The sequence below is a fragment of the uncultured Jannaschia sp. genome (genome assembly GCF_947503795.1).
Lineage (GTDB): Bacteria > Pseudomonadota > Alphaproteobacteria > Rhodobacterales > Rhodobacteraceae > Jannaschia.
In genome coordinates, this window is record NZ_CANNEZ010000001.1 from 1,954,693 (window position 1) to 1,972,673 (window position 17,981).

At 68.3% G+C, this 17,981-nt stretch carries 16 protein-coding genes; 8 read left to right on the plus strand and 8 right to left on the minus strand.

From position 1 onward, the window contains the following. Positions 1 to 35: 35 nt before the first annotated feature. From Q0833_RS10230 to tpiA, 3 genes are all read left to right on the plus strand, one after another. Complete coding sequence (locus Q0833_RS10230; protein ID WP_298433599.1) at positions 36 to 1,253, plus strand: glycerophosphodiester phosphodiesterase family protein; 1,218 nt, start codon at positions 36 to 38, stop codon at positions 1,251 to 1,253. A 152-nt stretch (positions 1,254 to 1,405) separates the two neighbouring features. Further along, positions 1,406 to 1,786 carry an iron-sulfur cluster assembly accessory protein gene (locus Q0833_RS10235; protein ID WP_298433602.1) on the plus strand — a complete coding sequence of 127 codons (381 nt, stop codon included), beginning with the start codon at positions 1,406 to 1,408 and terminating at the stop codon, positions 1,784 to 1,786. Between the two features lie 33 nt (positions 1,787 to 1,819). After that, entirely contained in the window at positions 1,820 to 2,545 is a 726-nt protein-coding gene (gene tpiA, locus Q0833_RS10240; protein WP_298433605.1) for a triose-phosphate isomerase, read from the plus strand. Positions 2,546 to 2,631: 86 nt separating this feature from the next. On the opposite strand, the gene Q0833_RS10245 is transcribed toward tpiA, so the two are convergent. The 5 genes from Q0833_RS10245 to Q0833_RS10265 all read right to left on the minus strand — a co-directional run bounded on the left by Q0833_RS10245 (position 2,632) and on the right by Q0833_RS10265 (position 8,931). Continuing rightward, the gene (locus tag Q0833_RS10245; RefSeq protein WP_298433608.1) at positions 2,632 to 4,062 is read right to left on the minus strand and encodes a TRAP transporter large permease; all 1,431 of its coding nucleotides are present in this window, start codon (positions 4,060 to 4,062) and stop codon (positions 2,632 to 2,634) included. A gap of 4 nt (positions 4,063 to 4,066) precedes the next feature. Beyond that, positions 4,067 to 4,801 (minus strand): TRAP transporter small permease, encoded by a 735-nt coding sequence (locus Q0833_RS10250; protein WP_298433611.1) that lies wholly within the window; start codon positions 4,799 to 4,801, stop codon positions 4,067 to 4,069. Positions 4,802 to 4,864: 63 nt separating this feature from the next. Further along, positions 4,865 to 5,869, minus strand: a complete 1,005-nt coding sequence (locus tag Q0833_RS10255) for a DctP family TRAP transporter solute-binding subunit (protein WP_298433613.1) — start codon at positions 5,867 to 5,869, stop codon at positions 4,865 to 4,867. A gap of 216 nt (positions 5,870 to 6,085) precedes the next feature. Beyond that, on the minus strand, positions 6,086 to 7,294 hold the full coding sequence (locus Q0833_RS10260) for a sigma-54 dependent transcriptional regulator (protein ID WP_298433616.1): 1,209 nt from the start codon (positions 7,292 to 7,294) through the stop codon (positions 6,086 to 6,088). After that, entirely contained in the window at positions 7,291 to 8,931 is a 1,641-nt protein-coding gene (locus Q0833_RS10265) for an ATP-binding protein (RefSeq protein ID WP_298433619.1), read from the minus strand. Before Q0833_RS10265 ends, Q0833_RS10260 begins: the two co-directional genes overlap by 4 nt. A gap of 76 nt (positions 8,932 to 9,007) precedes the next feature. Here Q0833_RS10265 and Q0833_RS10270 point away from each other — a divergent pair, with 76 nt between their 5' ends. The 3 genes from Q0833_RS10270 (at position 9,008) to Q0833_RS10280 (ending at position 10,938) form a co-directional block, all read left to right on the plus strand. Beyond that, a complete protein-coding gene (locus Q0833_RS10270; RefSeq protein WP_298433622.1) occupies positions 9,008 to 10,165 on the plus strand; it encodes a cytochrome P450 in 1,158 nt (385 codons plus the stop codon). A gap of 107 nt (positions 10,166 to 10,272) precedes the next feature. After that, a complete protein-coding gene (locus tag Q0833_RS10275) occupies positions 10,273 to 10,641 on the plus strand; it encodes a hypothetical protein (protein ID WP_298433625.1) in 369 nt (122 codons plus the stop codon). Between the two features lie 90 nt (positions 10,642 to 10,731). After that, positions 10,732 to 10,938: a DUF2892 domain-containing protein gene (locus tag Q0833_RS10280; protein ID WP_298433629.1), complete on the plus strand. Its 207-nt coding sequence runs from the start codon at positions 10,732 to 10,734 to the stop codon at positions 10,936 to 10,938. 21 nt (positions 10,939 to 10,959) lie between these two features. On the opposite strand, the gene uvrA is transcribed toward Q0833_RS10280, so the two are convergent. After that, a complete protein-coding gene (gene uvrA, locus Q0833_RS10285) occupies positions 10,960 to 13,830 on the minus strand; it encodes an excinuclease ABC subunit UvrA (protein ID WP_298433634.1) in 2,871 nt (956 codons plus the stop codon). 84 nt (positions 13,831 to 13,914) lie between these two features. Beyond that, on the minus strand, positions 13,915 to 15,063 hold the full coding sequence (locus Q0833_RS10290) for an MFS transporter (protein ID WP_298433637.1): 1,149 nt from the start codon (positions 15,061 to 15,063) through the stop codon (positions 13,915 to 13,917). A 123-nt stretch (positions 15,064 to 15,186) separates the two neighbouring features. On the opposite strand from Q0833_RS10290, the gene Q0833_RS10295 reads away from it, so the two are divergent. Continuing rightward, positions 15,187 to 16,047, plus strand: a complete 861-nt coding sequence (locus tag Q0833_RS10295; protein ID WP_298433640.1) for a sterol desaturase family protein — start codon at positions 15,187 to 15,189, stop codon at positions 16,045 to 16,047. A gap of 223 nt (positions 16,048 to 16,270) precedes the next feature. Further along, the gene (locus Q0833_RS10300) at positions 16,271 to 16,531 is read left to right on the plus strand and encodes a hypothetical protein (protein WP_298433643.1); all 261 of its coding nucleotides are present in this window, start codon (positions 16,271 to 16,273) and stop codon (positions 16,529 to 16,531) included. 42 nt (positions 16,532 to 16,573) lie between these two features. Here the strand turns inward: Q0833_RS10300 and lpdA are convergent, their stop codons facing one another. Then, positions 16,574 to 17,968: a dihydrolipoyl dehydrogenase gene (gene lpdA, locus Q0833_RS10305; protein WP_298433646.1), complete on the minus strand. Its 1,395-nt coding sequence runs from the start codon at positions 17,966 to 17,968 to the stop codon at positions 16,574 to 16,576. Positions 17,969 to 17,981: the final 13 nt, after the last annotated feature.

Here is a 17,981-nt window from a genome sequence, read left to right on the forward strand (position 1 = left end):
CCGCTAACCCGCGGAGACTGACAGGAGAGACCACCATGATCCCCCGCCCCCTCACAATCGCGGCGCTGATGGCCGCGACCGCGGCCCCCGCGATGGCCCAGACCGCCGACGCCGTGACCTATGGCCCGCGCCCGGCCTATCTGATCGACGCGATGGACGCCTCGCCGCTGAAGGACCGGCTGGCGGCCTGCGCGGGCCAGACGCCCGCACGCTCGAAGTTCTCGATCGGGCATCGCGGCGCGCCGCTGATGTTCCCCGAGCATACGGTCGAATCAAACGTCGCGGCCGCGCGGATGGGTGCGGGCATCCTCGAATGCGACGTGACCTTCACCGCCGATCACGAGCTCGTCTGCCGCCACGCACAAAACGACCTGCATACGACGACCGACATCCTGACCACGGATCTCGCATCGACCTGCACGACGCCGTTCACCCCGGCTGAGGGCGACACGAACGCCACCGCCGAGTGCCGCACCTCCGAGATCACGCTGGCCGAGTTCCGGACGCTGACGCCCAAGATGGACGCCTCGGACGGTTCGGCGACGACGCCCGAAGACTACCAGGGCGGCATCGCCTCCTACCGCACCGACCTCTTCACGGCCGGGGCCAACACCATGACCCATGCCGAGAGCATCGCGCTCTTCGACAGCCTCGGCGCGGATTTCACCCCCGAGCTCAAGAGCCCGTCGGTCGAGATGCCCCATGAAGGCTTCAGCCAGGAGGATTATGCCCAGAAGCTGATCGACGAGTACAAGGCCGCCGGGATCGACCCGTCGCGGGTCTGGGCGCAATCGTTCAACCTCGACGACGTGCTCTACTGGATCGAGAACGAGCCCGAATTCGGCGCGCAGGCCGTCTACCTGATGGACGAGTACGATATCGAGGGCTACTCGCCGATGGATCCGGCGACCTGGCCCAACACCATGGCCGAGCTCAAGGGCATGGGCGTCAACTGGATCGCACCGCCGACCTGGATGCTGGTCACGGTCGAGGGTGGCGAGATCGTGCCGTCCGCGCTGGCCGTCGCGGCCAAGGAGGCCGATCTCGGGATCATCACGTGGACCCTCGAACGCTCCGGTCCGCTGGGCGGCGGTGGCGGCTGGTACTACCAGTCGATCGAAGAGGTCACCGACAATGACGGCGTGACCTACGAGCTTCTGGACGTGCTGGCGCAGGATGTCGGCGTGGCGGGCGTTTTCGCCGACTGGCCCGCGACGGTGACCTACTACGCCAACTGCGTCGGTCTGGACTGAGGCCCGAGGGATCGGACCGCATGCGCGGTCCGATCCGGCGGGGGGCGTTGCCCCTCGCACCCCCCAGCATATTTGCGGAACATCGATGGGACGGGCGCGCGTCTTGAGCCTTCGATCCCGCGCGCCTATCTTGACGGGGAAGGAGCCCGCCCATGTTCGCCATTCCCGGCCAATCCCCCGTGACCGTCACCGCCGCCGCCGCGGCGCAGATCGCGCGGCTGATGGCCAAGCAGGAGGCCGCCGGTCTGCGGATCGGCGTGAAGAAGGGCGGCTGTGCGGGCATGGAATACACAATGGACTACGTGGCCGAGGTCGAGCCCCATGACGAGGTGGTCGAGGTCGCGGCCCCCGACGGCACCGACGCGCGCGTGATGATCGCGCCGATGGCGCAGATGTTCCTCTTCGGGACCGAGATCGACTACGAGACGTCGCTGCTGGAGTCGGGATTCAAGTTCCGCAACCCGAACGTCACCGAGGCCTGCGGCTGCGGTGAGAGCATCAAGTTCGACGCCGCACTGGGCACGCCCGGCTGACGTGCTATCCCTTCCCGCAACAGGGAGGGCCTCATGCCGCAGAAGATCGCCGCCGGAAACTGGAAGATGAACGGGCTGCGCGCCGCGCGCGCCGAGGCCGAGGCCATCGCCGCGGGCGCGCCCGAGGACGTGGTCACGCTGATCTGCCCGCCCGCGACGCTGCTGGGCGCGATGCCCGCGGGGCTGGCACTCGGCGGACAGGCCTGTCACCCGGCCGAGGCGGGCGCGCATACCGGGGATCTCTCGGCGGCGATGCTGGCCGATGCGGGCGCCACATGGTGCCTGGCGGGCCATTCCGAGCGCCGGACGGACCATGGCGAGACGGACGCGGATGTCGCGGCGCAGGTCTCGGCCATCTGGACGGCGGGCATGGTCGCGATCCTCTGCATCGGCGAAACGCTGGAGGAGCGCGAGGCGGACCGGACGCTGGACGTCCTGTTCGCGCAGCTCGACGGCTCGCTGCCCGAGGGTGCCACGGCGGCAAACACCGTCGTCGCCTACGAGCCGGTCTGGGCCATCGGCACGGGCAAGGTGGCCACGCCGGAGCAGGTCGACGCTGTGCATGACGCGCTGCGCGGACGGCTGGAGGACCGGCTGGCCGATGGCGGGCAGGTCCCGCTGCTCTACGGCGGATCGGTGAAGGCGGCAAACGCCGCGGAGCTCTTTGCGCTGGATCACGTCAACGGCGCGCTGGTGGGCGGCGCGAGCCTCAGGGCCGACGATTTCCTTCCTATCGCGCGGGCGCTCGCCGCCTCCTGACATGCGCCCCGGATGACGCGAAGGGCCGCGCCGGATCCGTCCGGCGCGGCCCTTTGTCGTCGCGGATGGGTGCAGCACCCCCCCGGCTAGCGTATGATGAGCTCCGGCCCCATCACCATCGTCGGCAGCCAGAGCGAGATAGCCGGGATGTAGGTCACCATGATGAGGAAGATGAACAGGACGCCGAGGAACGGCAGCGCCGCGCGGACGACCTCCATCATGCCCATGCCCGCCACGCCCGAGGTCACGAAGAGGTTCAGGCCCACAGGCGGCGTGATCATCCCGATCTCCATGTTCACGACCATGATGATCCCCAGATGGATCGGGTCGATTCCCAGCTCGATCGCGATGGGGAACACCAGCGGTGCCACGATGAGCAGCAGGCCGGACGGTTCCATGAACTGGCCGCCGATCAGCAGGATGACATTCACCATGATGAGGAACGTGACCGGCCCCAGGCCCGTGCCCAGCATCGCGTCCGCGATATGCTGCGGGATCTGTTCGTCGGTGAGGACATGCTTGAGGATCAGCGCGTTGGCGATGATGAACATTAGCGTGACCGTCAGCTTGCCCGCTTCGAGCAGGGTCCTGCGCGTGTCGGGGTGCCAGAAGGCCGTGAGGATCGCCCAAGGCGCCTGCATGAGCGACTTCGGCGTCCCCGTGACCGGCCCCGCGACCGCCGCCGAGAGGCTCTGGGCCTCGCGGGGGGCGAGCGGACCGATATCGCGGTAGACGAACATCGCCACGAAGAAGGCGTACATCGACGCCACCGCCGCCGCCTCGGTCGGCGTGAAGATCGCCGAAGTGAGACCCGGCACGCCGTAGATCCCGACCATGATGATGACGATCAGCATCAGGCCCCAGAACGCGTCCTTGAACGAATCCCAGATTTCGCCCCAACCCGCGAACGCGCCCTTGGGCATGTTGCGGATCCGCGCGAAGACGTAGATCGCGATCATCAGCATGCCGCCGGCCATGATGCCCGGAATGACCCCCGCGAGGAACATCCGGCCGACCGAGACGTCGGTGGCCGAGGCATAGACGACCATGACGATCGAGGGCGGGATCAGGATGCCCAGCGTGCCCGCGTTGCAGATCACGCCGGCGGCGAATTCCTTGGTATAGCCCGCCTGCTTCATCGCCGCGATGACGATCGTGCCGATGGCGACCACGGTGGCCGGGGACGAGCCCGAGAGGGCCGCGAACATCATGCAGGCGAAGACGCCCGCGATGGCAAGACCGCCGCGCAGGTGCCCCACGCACGCGATGGAGAAGCGGATGATCCGCCGCGCGACGCCGCCCGTCGACATGAAGCTGGACGCAAGGATGAAGAACGGGATCGCCAGAAGCGTGTAATGCCCCGCCATCGCCTGGTAGAAGCTCTGCGCAATCGAGGCGAGCGACGTGTCGGAGAAGGCCAGCAGGAAGAAGATCGAGCTGAACCCGAGCGCCACCGCGATCGGCACGCCGATCAGCAAAAGCCCGACGATCATCGAGAAGAGAAGGACGACGTCCATGCGCTCAGGCCCTCCCGGCCGGGGGCGTGACGCCCGTGTAGATCTCGGCGGCCTCGTCGCCCGCGCGGTGCTTGGCGGCCACCTCTTCGACGGCCTCCTCGGCCTCGTGGCTGACGATGAGGCTCTTGCGGGTGCCGCGGACGATGGCGATCACCGCCTGCACGACGCGAAACAGGATAAGCGCGCAGCCGAAGGGCAGGATCGCGTAGGGGATGACGCGGGGCAGCTTCTCGTATTCCTCGCCCTGGTTGATCAGCGGCTCGAGCCAGCCGAAGAGCCAGCGCATCGGCGGCACCTGGTCGGTGACGAACCACGCCTGGTCACGCGTCTCCTCGAAGCCGGTCGGGAACCACGCGCCGGATGTCCGCTGGAGGGCCGCGAAAGGCGCCCAGTAGTCCCAGGCTCCCTTGAGCAGCAGAAGCGCGTAGATGATCGTCACCAGCCCCGCGAGCAGCGCGCAGATGCGCCTGGCCGGCGTGGGCAGGATGTTGGTCAGGGCATCGACGCCCAGATGGGCCGTGATCTTGAAGCCGTAGCTCACGCCGAAGATCACCAGCCACGCAAAGAGGATCAGGATGACCTCCAGCGACCAGATGAGCTGCGAGTTGAAGACGTATCGCAGCACGACCGCGATGAAGGTCAGGAGCGTCATCAATCCCAGAAGGATCGCGATTGCGGTTTCTTCGAGCGAATGAATGGCGCGCCCGAAGCGCCCTGTGGGTTCATAGCGCGCGGCCATGGTGCCCCTCCCCTCCCGTTGGATGCCCCGGCCCGCGCGATTGCGGGCCGGGGCGGGTCTCGATCAGCTGTCGCCGGAATTGTAGCTGACGGCTGCGTCGATGTTCTCCTGACCGATCGAGTCGGCGAACTGGTCCCAGACCGGGCGCATGGCGTCGACCCATGCGGTGCGCTGCTCGGGCGTCAGCTGGCGCACGACGCCGCCGGCGGCGATGATCGCCTCCTTGGCTTCTTCGTTGACGCGGGTCGATTCGGCGTTCCGGGCCTCGGTCACTTCGGCGAGGATCGTCTCGAACTGCTCACGGACGGCCGGGTCGAGGCTGTCGAGCCAGTCGACCGAGGACACCACGAGATAGTCGATGATGCCGTGGTTCGTCTCGGTCGTGCCGTCCTGCACTTCGAAGAACTTCTGGCCGTAGATGTTGGACCAGGTGTTCTCCTGCCCGTCGACGACGCCGGTCTGCAGCGCGCCGTAGACTTCCGAGAAGGCCATCGGCTGCGGCGACACGCCGATCGCTTCCATCTGGGCCACGATCACGTCCGAGGGCTGGACGCGGAACTTGAGGCCCGCGGCATCGGTCGGCATCTCGAGCGGCTTGTTGGCCGACATCTGCTTCATGCCGTTGTGCCAGAAGGCCATGCCCTGCAGACCGCGGCGCTGCATCGAGTTGAGCATCGCCTGCCCGTCATCGGAGAGCTGGAAGCGGTCGACGGCGTTGATGTCCTCGAACACGAAGGGCAGGTCGAACACCTGGAAGACCTTCGTGAAGGCCTCGAACTTGGACAGCGACGGGGCGGCCAGCTGGACGTCGCCCTGCAGCATCGCCTCGAGCACCTGATCGTCGTTGTAGAGCGTGGAGTTCGGGAAGACCTCCATGCACATCGTGCCGTTCATCTCCTCGTTCACGCGCTCCTGCAGCAGCGAGGCGGCGATGCCCTTGGGGTGGCGGTCGGTGTTAGTGACGTGGGCGAACTTGGCGACGATCTCGCCTTCATCGCAGTTGGCAAAGGCGGCGGGCGCGATGACGGTCAGCGCCAGCGCGGTCGCGGCGGTTGTGAGGTATTTCATGTGCTTGTCTCCCTGTCGCACCCCCCCTCGGGATGCGTCCGCAGGCACGGTAACGCAATCGCAAGGTCGGTAAAGCGGCAACTTACCCGAAGACGTTCCTGTTTATTTCCAACCATTTACATTGCGACGTTGAACCCGACCGCCCGTCCTGTGCGACTTTTCGCACGGCCTGTGAGCGGTACCAGTGCGGGAACCCGCACACCCCACATCGGCGCCTCAGGGCGCACGGTAATCCTCGGCCCTGAGGCCGTGGCGGGCGAGTTTGTCGTAGAAGGTCTTGCGCGGCAGATCGAGATCGCGGGCAGCGACGCTCGCCTGCCCCCCGTGATGGGTCAGCGCCTCGATCAGGATGGCCCGCTCGACCGCGCGCATCCGGTCGGCCAAGCCCGCGCGGGCGTCGCCCGTCCGGTCCTCCAGCCCCATCGCGAAGCGCATCGCGTGGTTCATCAACGCACGCGAATTGCCCCGCCAGTCCCGCGCCATCAACCGCGCCTGCATCTCGGGCGGGACGCGGGGCACAGGGATATCGGCCTGTTCGCAGGCCAGCGTCAGGTAATGGGCAAAGAGCACCGGAATATCGAGCGGGCGGTCGCGCAGCGGCCGGATCGGCACGCGCAGCCCTTCAAGCCGGTAGAAGAGGTCCGGCTCCAACCGGGTCATCAGGTCGTGCGGATCGCTGTTGGTCGCGGCCAAGAGGCGCGTGCCCCCCTCTTCGGGGAGAAGGTGCTGGAGATCGCGCGGCATGCTCTCGATATGATCGAGGAAGAGACTGCCGCCATCGGCCAGCCGCAGTGCCTCCTCCAGCCCCGCGCGGTCGAGCGCGGGGGCGGCGCGCTTGACGAAAGGCCCCGCGCCGCGCGCGGACAGAAGGTGGATCACTTCGGCGACCTTGCTCGTGCCGCTGCCCGTTTCGCCGTGGATCAGGACGGGGCCGGTCGCGCGCGCGACCGTCCGCACCATCTCGCGGAGGGCGTGGGCCTGCGGCGACACCCCGCGGAGCGCCCGCGCGGCCACGTCGCCCCCTTCCAGCAGACCCTGGTCCCGTCGCGCGGCCAACGTCGCGCGCCGCACGTCCAGCGCGCGGCGCACATGCCCCACGAGGTCGCCCAGATCGCAGGGTTTTTCAAGGAACGCGAAGGCCCCTTCGGACATGCCGCGCACCGCCGTCGGCACATCGCCCTCGCCCGTGAGCAGGATCACCGGCAGGTCGGGATCGAGCTGCCGCACCACGCCCAACAGGTGAAAGCCGTCGCGCCCCGGCATCCGCACATCGCTGACGACGACGCCGGCCATGTCGCGGGTCAGGCGGGGCTGGGCCGCGACGAAACTGCCCGCCTGCGTGACGGTCAGGTCCTCCAACTCCAGCGTCTGGGCCAGTGCCTCGCGGACATGGGCGTCGTCCTCGACCAGCAGGACATCGGTCATGCGGCGACCTCGGCGGCGGGGGCGGGCGGCAGGGCCACCTCGAATTCCGCGCCCGTATCGGTGTTGCGGCCCCGGATCGTGCCGCCGAAGCCAGACACGATGCCGTAGCTGATCGAGAGACCAAGTCCCAGACCCTCGCCCACCTCCTTGGTGGTGTAGAACGGATCGAAGATATGCTCGGGGCTCTCAAGGCCCGGTCCCGTGTCGCGCACAACGATGCGGGGCGGCGCCGTCGCCAGCTCCACGGTCATGACGGCGCCGTCCCGCCCCGCCATCGCGTCGACCGCGTTGGAGATCAGGTTGACCACGACCTGCCCCAGCCGCACTTCGCCCCCCATCGCCAGAACAGGGCCGGGGGCCAGATCCAGCCGCGTCTCGATCCCGGCCTCGCGGCGGCGCGTCTCGGTGATGTCGAGCGCGGCCTCGATCACGGCGCTGAGGTCGGTGACCACCGCCGGTTCCGGCTCGGCGCGGGCAAAGGCGCGCAGGTTACGGATGATGCGGCCCGCGCGGTGGGCCAGTTGGCCGATCTTCTCGAGATTGGCCGAAGCGGCGTCGACCTTGCCCCGCGCGAGGAACGTCGCACCGTTCTGGGCAAAGCTGCGGATCGCCATCAGGGGCTGGTTCAACTCGTGGCTGATGCCCGCGGACATCTGCCCCAGCGCCGAGAGCTTGCCCGCCTGCACGAGATCGGCCTGCGCGCGGTTGAGCGCGGCTTCGGCCTCGCGGCGCTCTCCGATCTCGGCGGTCAGGCGACGGTTGGCCTCGCGGAGTTCGCTCGTCCGGGCATCGACCCGCGCCTCGAGCAGCGCGTTGGCGCGGGCGAGGACGCGCCGCCGCTCCCACAGGGCGCCGAGGATGGCCCCGAGGACCAGCACCGCCGCCGCCGCCGCGACCGCGCGCGCCTGCGCCAGCGCGCGGGCCGGCGCGATGTCGAGCAGAAGCTCGCCCGTGAGGTCCAGCACCGGCAGCGGCAGCTCCAGGTGCAGCGCCTGTTCGGGCACGTAGCGCCCGGCCGAGACGCGGCGCACGTCGAAGCCCTGCACCGGCGTCAGGTCCTGGCGGACCGACCCGGCCAGAAGCTCCTCGCGGTTGGTCAGGACGATGCCGCCGGTCGCATCGGTGAAATAGATCGCCTGCGGTTCGGCCCGCCAGCCACGCTCCAACACCGTCAGGTCGCGCAGCACGCCGACCACGCCCACGACGCGCCCGCCCCGGAAGATGGGCGCGGCATGGACGAAGCTGCCGCCATCGGGCGTCGTCCCGATCCCCAGCGCGCCCTGCATCGCGCGCCGGAACCAGCGGCGGTCGCCCCGCTGGCTCTCGGCCCCCGAGGCGGACACCACGACCCGCCCCGACCGGTCCAGCAGAAGCACGTCGGACGCGCCCGCCCGGTCGGCGAAGCGTTGCAGGGTCAGCGCCTCGGCGGCGTCAAGGCGGGGGTCGTCGGAGAGGAGCACCGAAAGATCGCGCGTGCGCTGCAGCTCCAGCCGCAGGCGGTCAGCGGCGAGGCTGAGGTCGGCGCGGCCCTTGGCCTCGAGCGTGGCCAGCGTCGTGCCCAACGTCATCCACCAGACCAGCCCGGCGACCAGCGCCGCCGAAGCGGCCGTGACAAGGATGAGGACGAGGCGCGACATGGGGCCGAGCGTAGGCCATACGCCCCCCCTTTCGGAAGCCTTGACCGTCCGGCCCCGCGCGGGCACCCCGGCCCCCATGCAACGCTTCGACCAATCGCCCGTCGACCCTGCCTTCGTGCAGGACCCCTATCCGTTCTACGACCGGCTCCGCGTGGCGGGGCCGCTGGCGATCTGGTCCGACTACGGCATGCCCGTGGCGGCGTCGCGCGCGGTGGTCGACGCGCTCCTGCGCGACCGCCGGTTCGGACGCGAGGACCCGTATCCGCCCGCGCGCCCGGACCATCAGGCGGCGTTCTGGGCTGTCGAGGCGCATTCGATGCTGGAGCTTGAGCCGCCGCGCCACACCCGGCTCCGGTCGCAGGTGCTGCGCGCCTTCACTTCGCGGCGCATCGCGGCACTCGGGCCCGAGATTGCCGCGCTGGCCGCCACCCTGATCGACGCCTTCCCGGCGGGCGAATTCGACCTGCTCGAGGCCTTCGCGCGCCCGCTGCCCGTCCTCGTGATCGCGCGCCTTCTCGGCGTGCCCGAGGACGATGCGCCGAACCTGCTGCGCTGGTCGAACGCGATGGTCGGCATGTATCAGGCGGGGCGCAGCCATGCCGACGAGGTGGCCGCCGCGACTGCAGCCGCCGAATTCACGGCCTATCTGCGAGACGTGTTCCGGCGCCCGGTTCCGGACAGCCTGATCGCCCGGCTGCTCGAGGTGGCGGCCGAGGGCAAGCTGGCCCCCGAGGAGGTCGAGGCGACCTGCATCCTTCTGTTGAACGCCGGTCACGAGGCGACCGTGCACACCATCGGGAACGGCGTCGTGGGGCTGATCTCGGCGGGGGTCTGGGATCGTGGCGTCGGTGCCGCTGCCGTCGAAGAGGTGCTGCGCCACGACCCGCCCCTCCACATGTTCACCCGCTACGCGATGGAGGATGTCGAGGTCTTCGGCCATCGATTCGCGCGCGGCGATCAAGTGGGGCTGTTGCTCGGGTCGGCGAACCGCGACCCGTCGGCCTATGCGGATCCGGCGCGGTTCGATCCGGACCGCTACCCGGACGCGCCACCCCCCGTCAGCTTCGGCGCGGGGCTGCATTTCTGCATCGGCGCCCCGCTCGCGCGGCTCGAACTGGTCGAAGGTCTGGGCGCGCTCGCGACCCGCTGCCCGGGGCTCCGGGTGGTCGAGCCGCCGCGCTACGCCGATATCTACCACTTCCACGGGCTTGACCGGCTGATGGTCCGCACCTGACCCGTCGGCGACGCTTGGCCGATGGCCGCGTCCGCGCAGCCTGCCGATATTGAATATCCTGCGGGCCCGGATCAGGTCCGGCGAAAGATCACGCCGAAGGACCCCCGATGACCCGTCTCACCGCCGCCGCCCTGATCTTGACGCTCGTGCCGGCCTTGGCCGCGGCGCATCACAAGCCCGGCCATGCCGGGGGCCCGGACCGCGCGGACCGCGTCGTCGAGACTCCCGCCACCGGCCATTGCCCGCCGGGCCTTGCCAAGAAGGACCCGCCCTGCGTGCCACCCGGCCTCGCCAAGCGCGGCGACTACGCAGTGGGCGACCGCTATGACGGCGACTGGCGCGAATTCGACCGCGACCGCTTCGACCTGCCGCCGCTGGCCGAGGGGGAGGCGTATGTGCGCGTCGGCGACCGCATCCTGCGCCTCGACCGCGAGGAGCGGATCATCCTTTCCATCGTGGAGCTGGTCCTGAACTGATCGGCACCGCCGATTGATCCATGTCATCGCGGGCATCCCGTCGGGCGTGCAGTCTCCGGCAGGTATCCAACCTGACGGAAAGGACGTGACATGCTGAGCAAGAATATGGGTGGGACCGACCGCCTCCTGCGCGCGGTGATCGGCGCGGGGCTTCTGATCCTTGCCTTCGTAGCCCTCGTCGGCACGTGGGCGTGGGTCGCCGGTATCGTCGGCCTCGTGTTGCTGGCGACGGCGGCGATCGGGTATTGCCCGCTCTACGCGCCGTTCGGGATCAAGACCTGCCGGACCGGCACCTGACGCGGCGCCCGCCGCCGCCGGTCACTCGGCGGCGATGGTGCGACCCGCCAGCATCGGCTTGAGATAGCGGCCCGTGTGGCTGGCCTCGATCTCGGCGATCTCCTCGGGGGTGCCGGTGGCGACGATCTCGCCGCCGCCGTCGCCGCCCTCGGGGCCGATGTCGATGACGTGGTCGGCGGTCTTCACGACGTCGAGGTTGTGCTCGATCACGACGACCGAATTGCCTTGGTCGACAAGCTCGTGCAACACCTCCAGAAGCTTGCGCACATCTTCGAAATGGAGGCCCGTCGTCGGCTCGTCGAGGATATAGAGCGTGCGTCCGGTCGAGCGCTTCGACAGCTCCTTCGACAGCTTCACGCGCTGCGCCTCGCCACCCGACAGCGTCGTCGCCTGCTGGCCAACCTTGATGTAGCCGAGGCCCACCCGCATCAGCGCATCCATTTTCTCGCGGATCGACGGCACGGCCTTGAAGAAGGTCTGGGCGTCCTCGACCGTCATATCCAGGACGTCGGCAATGCTCTTGCCCTTGAAGAGGATCTCCAGCGTCTCGCGGTTGTAGCGCTTGCCCTTGCAGGTCTCGCACTCGACGTAGACGTCGGGCAGGAAGTGCATCTCGATCTTGATGACGCCGTCGCCCTGGCACGCCTCGCAGCGCCCGCCCTTGACGTTGAAGCTGAACCGGCCGGGCTTGTAGCCCCGCGCCTTGGCCTCGGGCAGCCCGGCGAACCAGTCGCGGATCGGGGTGAAGGCGCCCACGTAAGTCGCGGGGTTCGACCGGGGCGTGCGCCCGATGGGCCGCTGGTCGATGTCGATGACCTTGTCGAGATGCTCCAGGCCCTTGACCGTTTCGCAGGGCGCGGGCGTCTGACGTGCCCCGTTGAGCTTCATCGACGCCGTCTTGAACAGCGTCTCGATGGTCAGAGTGGACTTACCGCCACCCGACACGCCCGTCACGGCGACGAACTTGCCTAGCGGGTAGTCGACCGTGACGCCCTTGAGATTATTGCCCGTCGCCTTCACGACGGTCAGCTTCTTGCGGTTGCCCTTTCGACGCTTCGACCCGACCTCGATCATGCGCCGCCCGGCGAGATAGTCGCCGGTCACGCTGGCCGGATTCGCCTCAAGCTCGGGCGGCGTGCCCTGTGCGACGACCGTGCCGCCGTGAACACCTGCGCCGGGGCCGATATCGAAGACGTAATCAGCCTCGCGGATGGCCTCCTCGTCATGCTCGACGACGATGACCGTGTTGCCCTGATCGCGCAGGTTCTTGAGCGTGGTAAGCAAACGGTCGTTGTCGCGCTGGTGGAGGCCGATGCTCGGCTCGTCGAGGACGTAGAGCACGCCGGTCAGTCCGCTGCCGATCTGGGAGGCGAGGCGGATGCGCTGGCTCTCGCCGCCCGAGAGCGTGCCCGCGTTCCGGCTGAGCGTCAGGTATTGCAGGCCGACATTGTTGAGGAACCCCAGCCGTTCGCGGATTTCCTTGAGGATCGCGGCGGCGACCTGGTTGTTCTGCTTGGACAGTGCGTCCGGCACGTCGTCCACCCAGGCCAGCGCCTCGGCGATGGACATCTGGACGACCTGTCCGACATGCAGCCGCGCCTTGGGCGGGCCGATCTTCACGGCAAGCGCCTCGGGCCGCAGGCGGTACCCCTCGCAGACGCCACAGGGGCGGTTGTTCTGGTAGCGCTCGAACTCCTCGCGCACCCATGCGCTATCCGTCTCGCGGTAGCGGCGCTCCATGTTCGGGATCACGCCCTCGAAGACGCGCGTCACCTCGTAGATGCGCCCACCCTCGTCATAGCGGAACTTGATCTTCTCCTTGCCCGACCCGCGCAGGAACACCTCCTGCACCGTCTCGGGCAGGTCCTTCCACGGCGTCTTGGCGTCGAACTTGTAATGCTTGGCGATGGCCTGGATCGTCTGGGTGAAATAGGGGGACTTCCCCTTGTTCCACGGTGCAAGCGCGCCCTTCTCCAGCGTCAGCGTGACATCCGGCACCACCAGCCGCTCGTCGAAGAACAGCTCGGCCCCGAGGCCGTCGCAGGTCGGGCAGGCACCGAAGGGCGCGTTGAACGAAAACAGCCGCGGCTCGATCTCGGGGATGGTGAAGCCACTGACGGGACAGGCGAATTTTTCGCTGAACGTATGCCGCTCGGGCTCGCCCTCCTTTGGCGCCGTCTCGAGGATCGCGATCCCGTCGGCGAGGTCCAGAGCCGTGCGGAAGCTGTCGGCCAGTCGCGTCTCCAGCCCCTCGCGGACGACGATCCGGTCCACGACCACGTCGATGTCGTGGCGGAACTTCTTGTCGAGCTCGGGCGGGGTGTCGAGGTCGTGGAATTCGCCATCGACCTTGACCCGCTGGAAGCCCTGCTTGCGAAGCTCCAGCATTTCCTTGCGGTACTCGCCCTTCCGGTCGCGCACGATGGGCGCCAGCAGGTAGCCGCGCGTCCCCTCCTGCATCGCCATGACGCGGTCGACCATGTCCTGCACCTGCTGGGCCGTGATCGGCTCGCCGGTGGCGGGACTGTAGGGCGTGCCCGCGCGCGCGAAGAGGAGGCGCATGTAATCGTAGATCTCGGTCACGGTCCCGACGGTCGAGCGGGGATTCTTCGACGTCGTCTTCTGCTCGATCGAGATCGCGGGGCTGAGGCCGGAGATGTGATCGACATCCGGTTTCTGCATCATGTCGAGGAACTGCCGCGCATAGGCCGAGAGCGATTCGACGTAGCGGCGCTGCCCTTCGGCATAGATCGTATCGAAGGCCAGCGAAGACTTGCCCGAGCCCGACAGGCCTGTGATCACCACCAACCGGTCGCGCGGAATGTCGACGTCCACACCCTTGAGGTTATGCTCGCGCGCGCCGCGCACTTCGATGAACTTCTGCTCGGCCATGGACTACCCTCGAACGGTCAAGGCCACGACCTAGGGACGCATCGCCGCGAGACAATGGCGGCGTCCCGAAACGCCGCGGAACATTTACGGAACGTCTACCGTATCGCGCGCCGGTGTGCCAGAGGCCGCATGCCCCGACCAGAGCACCAGCGCGAGGCCCAGTGCGGCGACCGCCACCGTGATCCCGATCACGCCCGCCAGCCCCCACCCCAGAAGGAGTGCGACGACCGGCGTCCCCGTCACCGTCCCGAGATTGCCCAGCTGCGCGATGGCGCCCGTCGCCCGCGTGCGGTCGCGCGGATCGGGATTGAGATGCGGAATGGCCGCGAAGGACGCGCCCGGCACGACGCCCAGCGCCGCGAAGGCCAGATGCGCGGCACCCGGCACGCCCGCCGCGAGGCCCAGCATCCCGAGGATGGTCCCGGCATAGCCGACGGCGGCGACATCGTGGGGCGCGAACCGTCGGCAGAGCGCGCCGCCGAGCAGCGTCGTCAACAGCGTGACGAGCGGCAGTGTCGTGGCGAGGATCGGCGCGTCGAGCAGCCCCGGCAGGAACGTCAGCATCGCGATGAAAAGGAAGGTATAGGGCACGAAGCCCAAACCCGGTGCGACTGTCCGCAGACGGCCGTAGATCGCGCGGTGCATCGCCACGGGGTCGATGGACGGGCGCGTCACGGGAATGCGCGGCACGCGTCGCCAGAGTGCAGCCGCCGTCGCCAGCATCAGAACGCCATGCGCCGCGAAGAGAAGCGGCAGGCCGCCCGCCCCCGTCACCAGCGGGAAGAGCCGGGCCGCGATCGCGAAGGCCAGCCCGAAGAACACCGCCCAGAGGCCCATCGCCAGCGGTCTGTCCCGGTCGCTCGCCGCAGCGGCCATCAGGGGCGGGCCGCCCACGACGAGGGCCAGATGCGCGAAGCCTTCCAGCACGCGGAGCGCCGCGAAGCCGCCATAGCCGGGCATCGCCGCCTGCATCAGCGAGAGCGCACCGCCGAAGACCAGCCCGCCGAGGAAGGTCCGCCCCGGCCCGAGTGCCGCGGCGATGCCGCCCGCCATCGCGCCGAAGATCAGGCCGACCAGCCCCACCATCGACACGAGCACGGCCACCGCCGCGAGGTCGCGCCCGAAGGCCTCCGCCAGCAGCGGCAGGGTCAGCGAGACCTTGGCGAACTGCACCGCCGCCATCAGCCCGCCGAAGAAGACGAGGGCCACCAGCCCCCAGCGCGTCCTGTCCATGGCGTCTCCCTGTCAGGTCGGCCCGACGAAGGCCATGCCGGATCGCCGTGAATGCCACAGTCTTGCCGTGCCGCCATGCTCGACTGGTGCGAACCAGATGAATCAAATCGCCCGAGGCCCCCAATGGACCCCGTCACGCGCGCCGCCGCCTTCTACAAGTCCAGCGTCCTGATCGAGGTCGTGCTGGTGCCCGCGCTCCTCTGCCTGATCCTCGCGCTGGTCTTCCGCCGCCGCACCGAGCTGTCGTGGCACGCGATCCAGAACACCGCCGCGACGCTGCTGGTGGTCTTCGTGAATTACGGCTTCGCGCTCTGGTTCTTCCGTGACATCGCCGCCGCCATCCAGGCGGGCTACGATCTTCTGCGCATCCCGCAGCTCGACGCCGCGATCTGGAACGGCTGGCCGATCTGGCTGCTCGCCGTACTGGGCCTCGCGGCGAAGGACCTCGTGGATTACTGGAACCACCGGCTGATGCATACGCGGCTGGGCTGGCCGACCCATGCGGCGCATCATTCCGACACCCATGTGAATGCCTTTACCGCCTTCCGCATCCACGCCATCGAGATGGTGATGATGACGGCCGGGCACATCATGATGCTGACCTGGCTCCAGATGCCGCATGTCATTCCCGCCGCGCTGATCCTCTCGGGGCTGCACACGATGTATGTCCATATGGACCTGCCGTGGCGGCACGGTCCGCTGAAGCTGCTGATCGCATCGCCGAGCTTTCATCGCTGGCACCATGCCGACGTGCCCGCGGCCTATGGCAAGAACCTCGCCAACCACGTCCCGCTCTGGGACAAGCTCTTCGGGACGTATTACGACCCCGGACCCTGCCGCGACGTGCCGATGGGCGCGACCTCGAGCGGGGTGGAGGACAAGGATCCCGTCGCGATCCTCACCTACCCGGTGCGCGAATGGGCGCGGATGTGGTCCGGGCGCCGGTCGGCCAAACCCGCCCGCACGAAGCCTTCGCACGTCTGAGCGGGCCGACCCCGCGCGGGACTGAAACATCCGCGCTCATGGCGCCTGTCGCGAAATCAGCGGCTTGGCCCTGTCGCGCCGATTCGCCGTGATCGGACCGGCCGCCCGGCTCAGGGCGAGGCGCCGTCCGTGCTATGCTGGGCGCACCGACCGGTCGCGTCGATGCGACGGGCGGTCCATCGATTGGGGGAAATCCATGTTTGCACGAGTGACACCATTCAAGATGAAGGCCGGCAGCCGCGACGCCGCGATCCGGGATATGCAGGCCATGAAGGAGGACATCATGGCCCTGCCGGGGATGCAGCGCTTCGTGAACGTCATGGCCGAGGACGGGTCGGGATACGTGATCTCGCTGGTCGAGAGCGAGGAGGTCTCGAACGCCAATGCCGACAAGGTCGCGGCGCTCTGGGGCCGGATGAGGGACCACCTCGAGTCGGCGCCTGAAAGCGCGGGCTTCAACGTCGAGGCCGACTGGGCGATGTAGCCTGGCCAGGGGGGGGCGCCCCGCAGGGCGCGCCCCCGTTTTTCAGAAATGGATCGCGCGCCCGTCCGCATCGAGCACGCTCTCGTGCATCATTTCCGACAGGGTCGGATGCGGGAAGACGGTATGCGCCAGATCCTCCTCGGTGGTCTCCAGTTGGCGGCCGACCACGTAGCCCTGGATCAGCTCGGTCACCTCGGCGCCGATCATGTGCGCGCCCAGCAGCTCGCCTGTGGTCTTGTCGAAGATGGTCTTCACCATGCCCTCGGGCTCACCCAGCGCGATGGCCTTGCCGTTGCCGATGAAGGGGAAGTGCCCGACCTTGATGTCGTGCCCCGCCTCCTTGGCCTTGGCCTCGGTCATGCCGACGCTGGCGACCTGCGGATGGCAATAGGTGCAGCCCGCGATGCTCTCGGGGCGGACCGGATGCACGTCGTTCTTGCCCGCGATCAGCTCGGCCACCATGACGCCCTCGTGGGACGCCTTGTGCGCCAGCCACGGCGCGCCCGCGATGTCGCCGATGGCGTAGACGCCCTCGACCCCGGTGCGGCAGAACTCGTCGGTGACGACATGGCTGCGGTCGATCTTCACGCCCGCCTCTTCCAGCCCCAGATCCTCGACATTGCCGACGATGCCCACGGCGGAAATCACGGTGTCGAACTCGTGCGTCTCGGCCTTGCCGCCGCTTTCGATGGTCGCGATCACCTTGGTCTTCTGGCGATCCAGCGACTTGACCACGGCCTTCTGCAGGATCTTCATTCCCTGCTTCTCGAACTGCTTCTTGGCGAACTTGGAGATTTCCTCGTCCTCCACCGGAAGGATGCGGTCCATCACCTCGACGACCGTCGTCTCGGCGCCCAGCGTGTTGTAGAAGCTGGCGAATTCGATGCCGATGGCACCCGACCCGATGACCAGCAGCTTCTTCGGCATATGCGGCGGCTGGAGCGCGTGCTTGTAGTTCCAGACCCGCTCGCCATCGGCTTCCAGCCCCGGAAGGTTCCGCGCCCGCGCTCCGGTGGCGATGACGATGTTCTTGGCCGTCAGCTCTTCGGTGCCCTTGTCGGTCGTGACGCTGACCTTGCCCTTCCCGGCCAGCTTTGCCGCGCCCATGATCGTGGTGACCTTGTTCTTCTTGAAGAGGTGCCCGATCCCGCCCGAGAGCTGCTTGGCCACGCCGCGCGACCGCTTGACCACCGCGTCGAGGTCGTAGTCGATCCCCTCGGCCTTCAGTCCGAACTCCTTGGCGCGGTGCATCAGGTGGAACACCTCCGACGAGCGCAGCATCGCCTTGGTCGGGATGCAGCCCCAGTTGAGGCAGATGCCGCCGAGATGCTCGCGCTCGATGCAGGCGACGTTCATGCCAAGCTGGGCCGCGCGGATGGCGGCGACATAGCCGCCGGGGCCTGCGCCGATGACGATCAGGTCGAATTGCTTGGCCATCTGCGGCGCCTCC

Excerpts from the sequence above, each read along its gene's own strand:
- Q0833_RS10290 (WP_298433637.1), bottom strand. The coding sequence starts at position 15,063 with ATGGACAGGACGCGCTGGGGGCTGGTGGCCCTCGTCTTCTTCGGCGGG.
- tpiA (WP_298433605.1), top strand. The coding sequence starts at position 1,820 with ATGCCGCAGAAGATCGCCGCCGGAAACTGGAAGATGAACGGGCTGCGC.
- Q0833_RS10255 (WP_298433613.1), bottom strand. The coding sequence starts at position 5,869 with ATGAAATACCTCACAACCGCCGCGACCGCGCTGGCGCTGACCGTCATC.
- Q0833_RS10260 (WP_298433616.1), bottom strand. The coding sequence starts at position 7,294 with ATGACCGATGTCCTGCTGGTCGAGGACGACGCCCATGTCCGCGAGGCA.
- Q0833_RS10295 (WP_298433640.1), top strand. The coding sequence starts at position 15,187 with ATGGACCCCGTCACGCGCGCCGCCGCCTTCTACAAGTCCAGCGTCCTG.
- Q0833_RS10275 (WP_298433625.1), top strand. The coding sequence starts at position 10,273 with ATGACCCGTCTCACCGCCGCCGCCCTGATCTTGACGCTCGTGCCGGCC.
- Q0833_RS10265 (WP_298433619.1), bottom strand. The coding sequence starts at position 8,931 with ATGTCGCGCCTCGTCCTCATCCTTGTCACGGCCGCTTCGGCGGCGCTG.
- Q0833_RS10280 (WP_298433629.1), top strand. The coding sequence starts at position 10,732 with ATGCTGAGCAAGAATATGGGTGGGACCGACCGCCTCCTGCGCGCGGTG.
- Q0833_RS10300 (WP_298433643.1), top strand. The coding sequence starts at position 16,271 with ATGAAGGCCGGCAGCCGCGACGCCGCGATCCGGGATATGCAGGCCATG.
- Q0833_RS10270 (WP_298433622.1), top strand. The coding sequence starts at position 9,008 with ATGCAACGCTTCGACCAATCGCCCGTCGACCCTGCCTTCGTGCAGGAC.
- Q0833_RS10230 (WP_298433599.1), top strand. The coding sequence starts at position 36 with ATGATCCCCCGCCCCCTCACAATCGCGGCGCTGATGGCCGCGACCGCG.
- Q0833_RS10235 (WP_298433602.1), top strand. The coding sequence starts at position 1,406 with ATGTTCGCCATTCCCGGCCAATCCCCCGTGACCGTCACCGCCGCCGCC.
- uvrA (WP_298433634.1), bottom strand. The coding sequence starts at position 13,830 with ATGGCCGAGCAGAAGTTCATCGAAGTGCGCGGCGCGCGCGAGCATAAC.
- Q0833_RS10250 (WP_298433611.1), bottom strand. The coding sequence starts at position 4,801 with ATGGCCGCGCGCTATGAACCCACAGGGCGCTTCGGGCGCGCCATTCAT.
- Q0833_RS10245 (WP_298433608.1), bottom strand. The coding sequence starts at position 4,062 with ATGGACGTCGTCCTTCTCTTCTCGATGATCGTCGGGCTTTTGCTGATC.
- lpdA (WP_298433646.1), bottom strand. The coding sequence starts at position 17,968 with ATGGCCAAGCAATTCGACCTGATCGTCATCGGCGCAGGCCCCGGCGGC.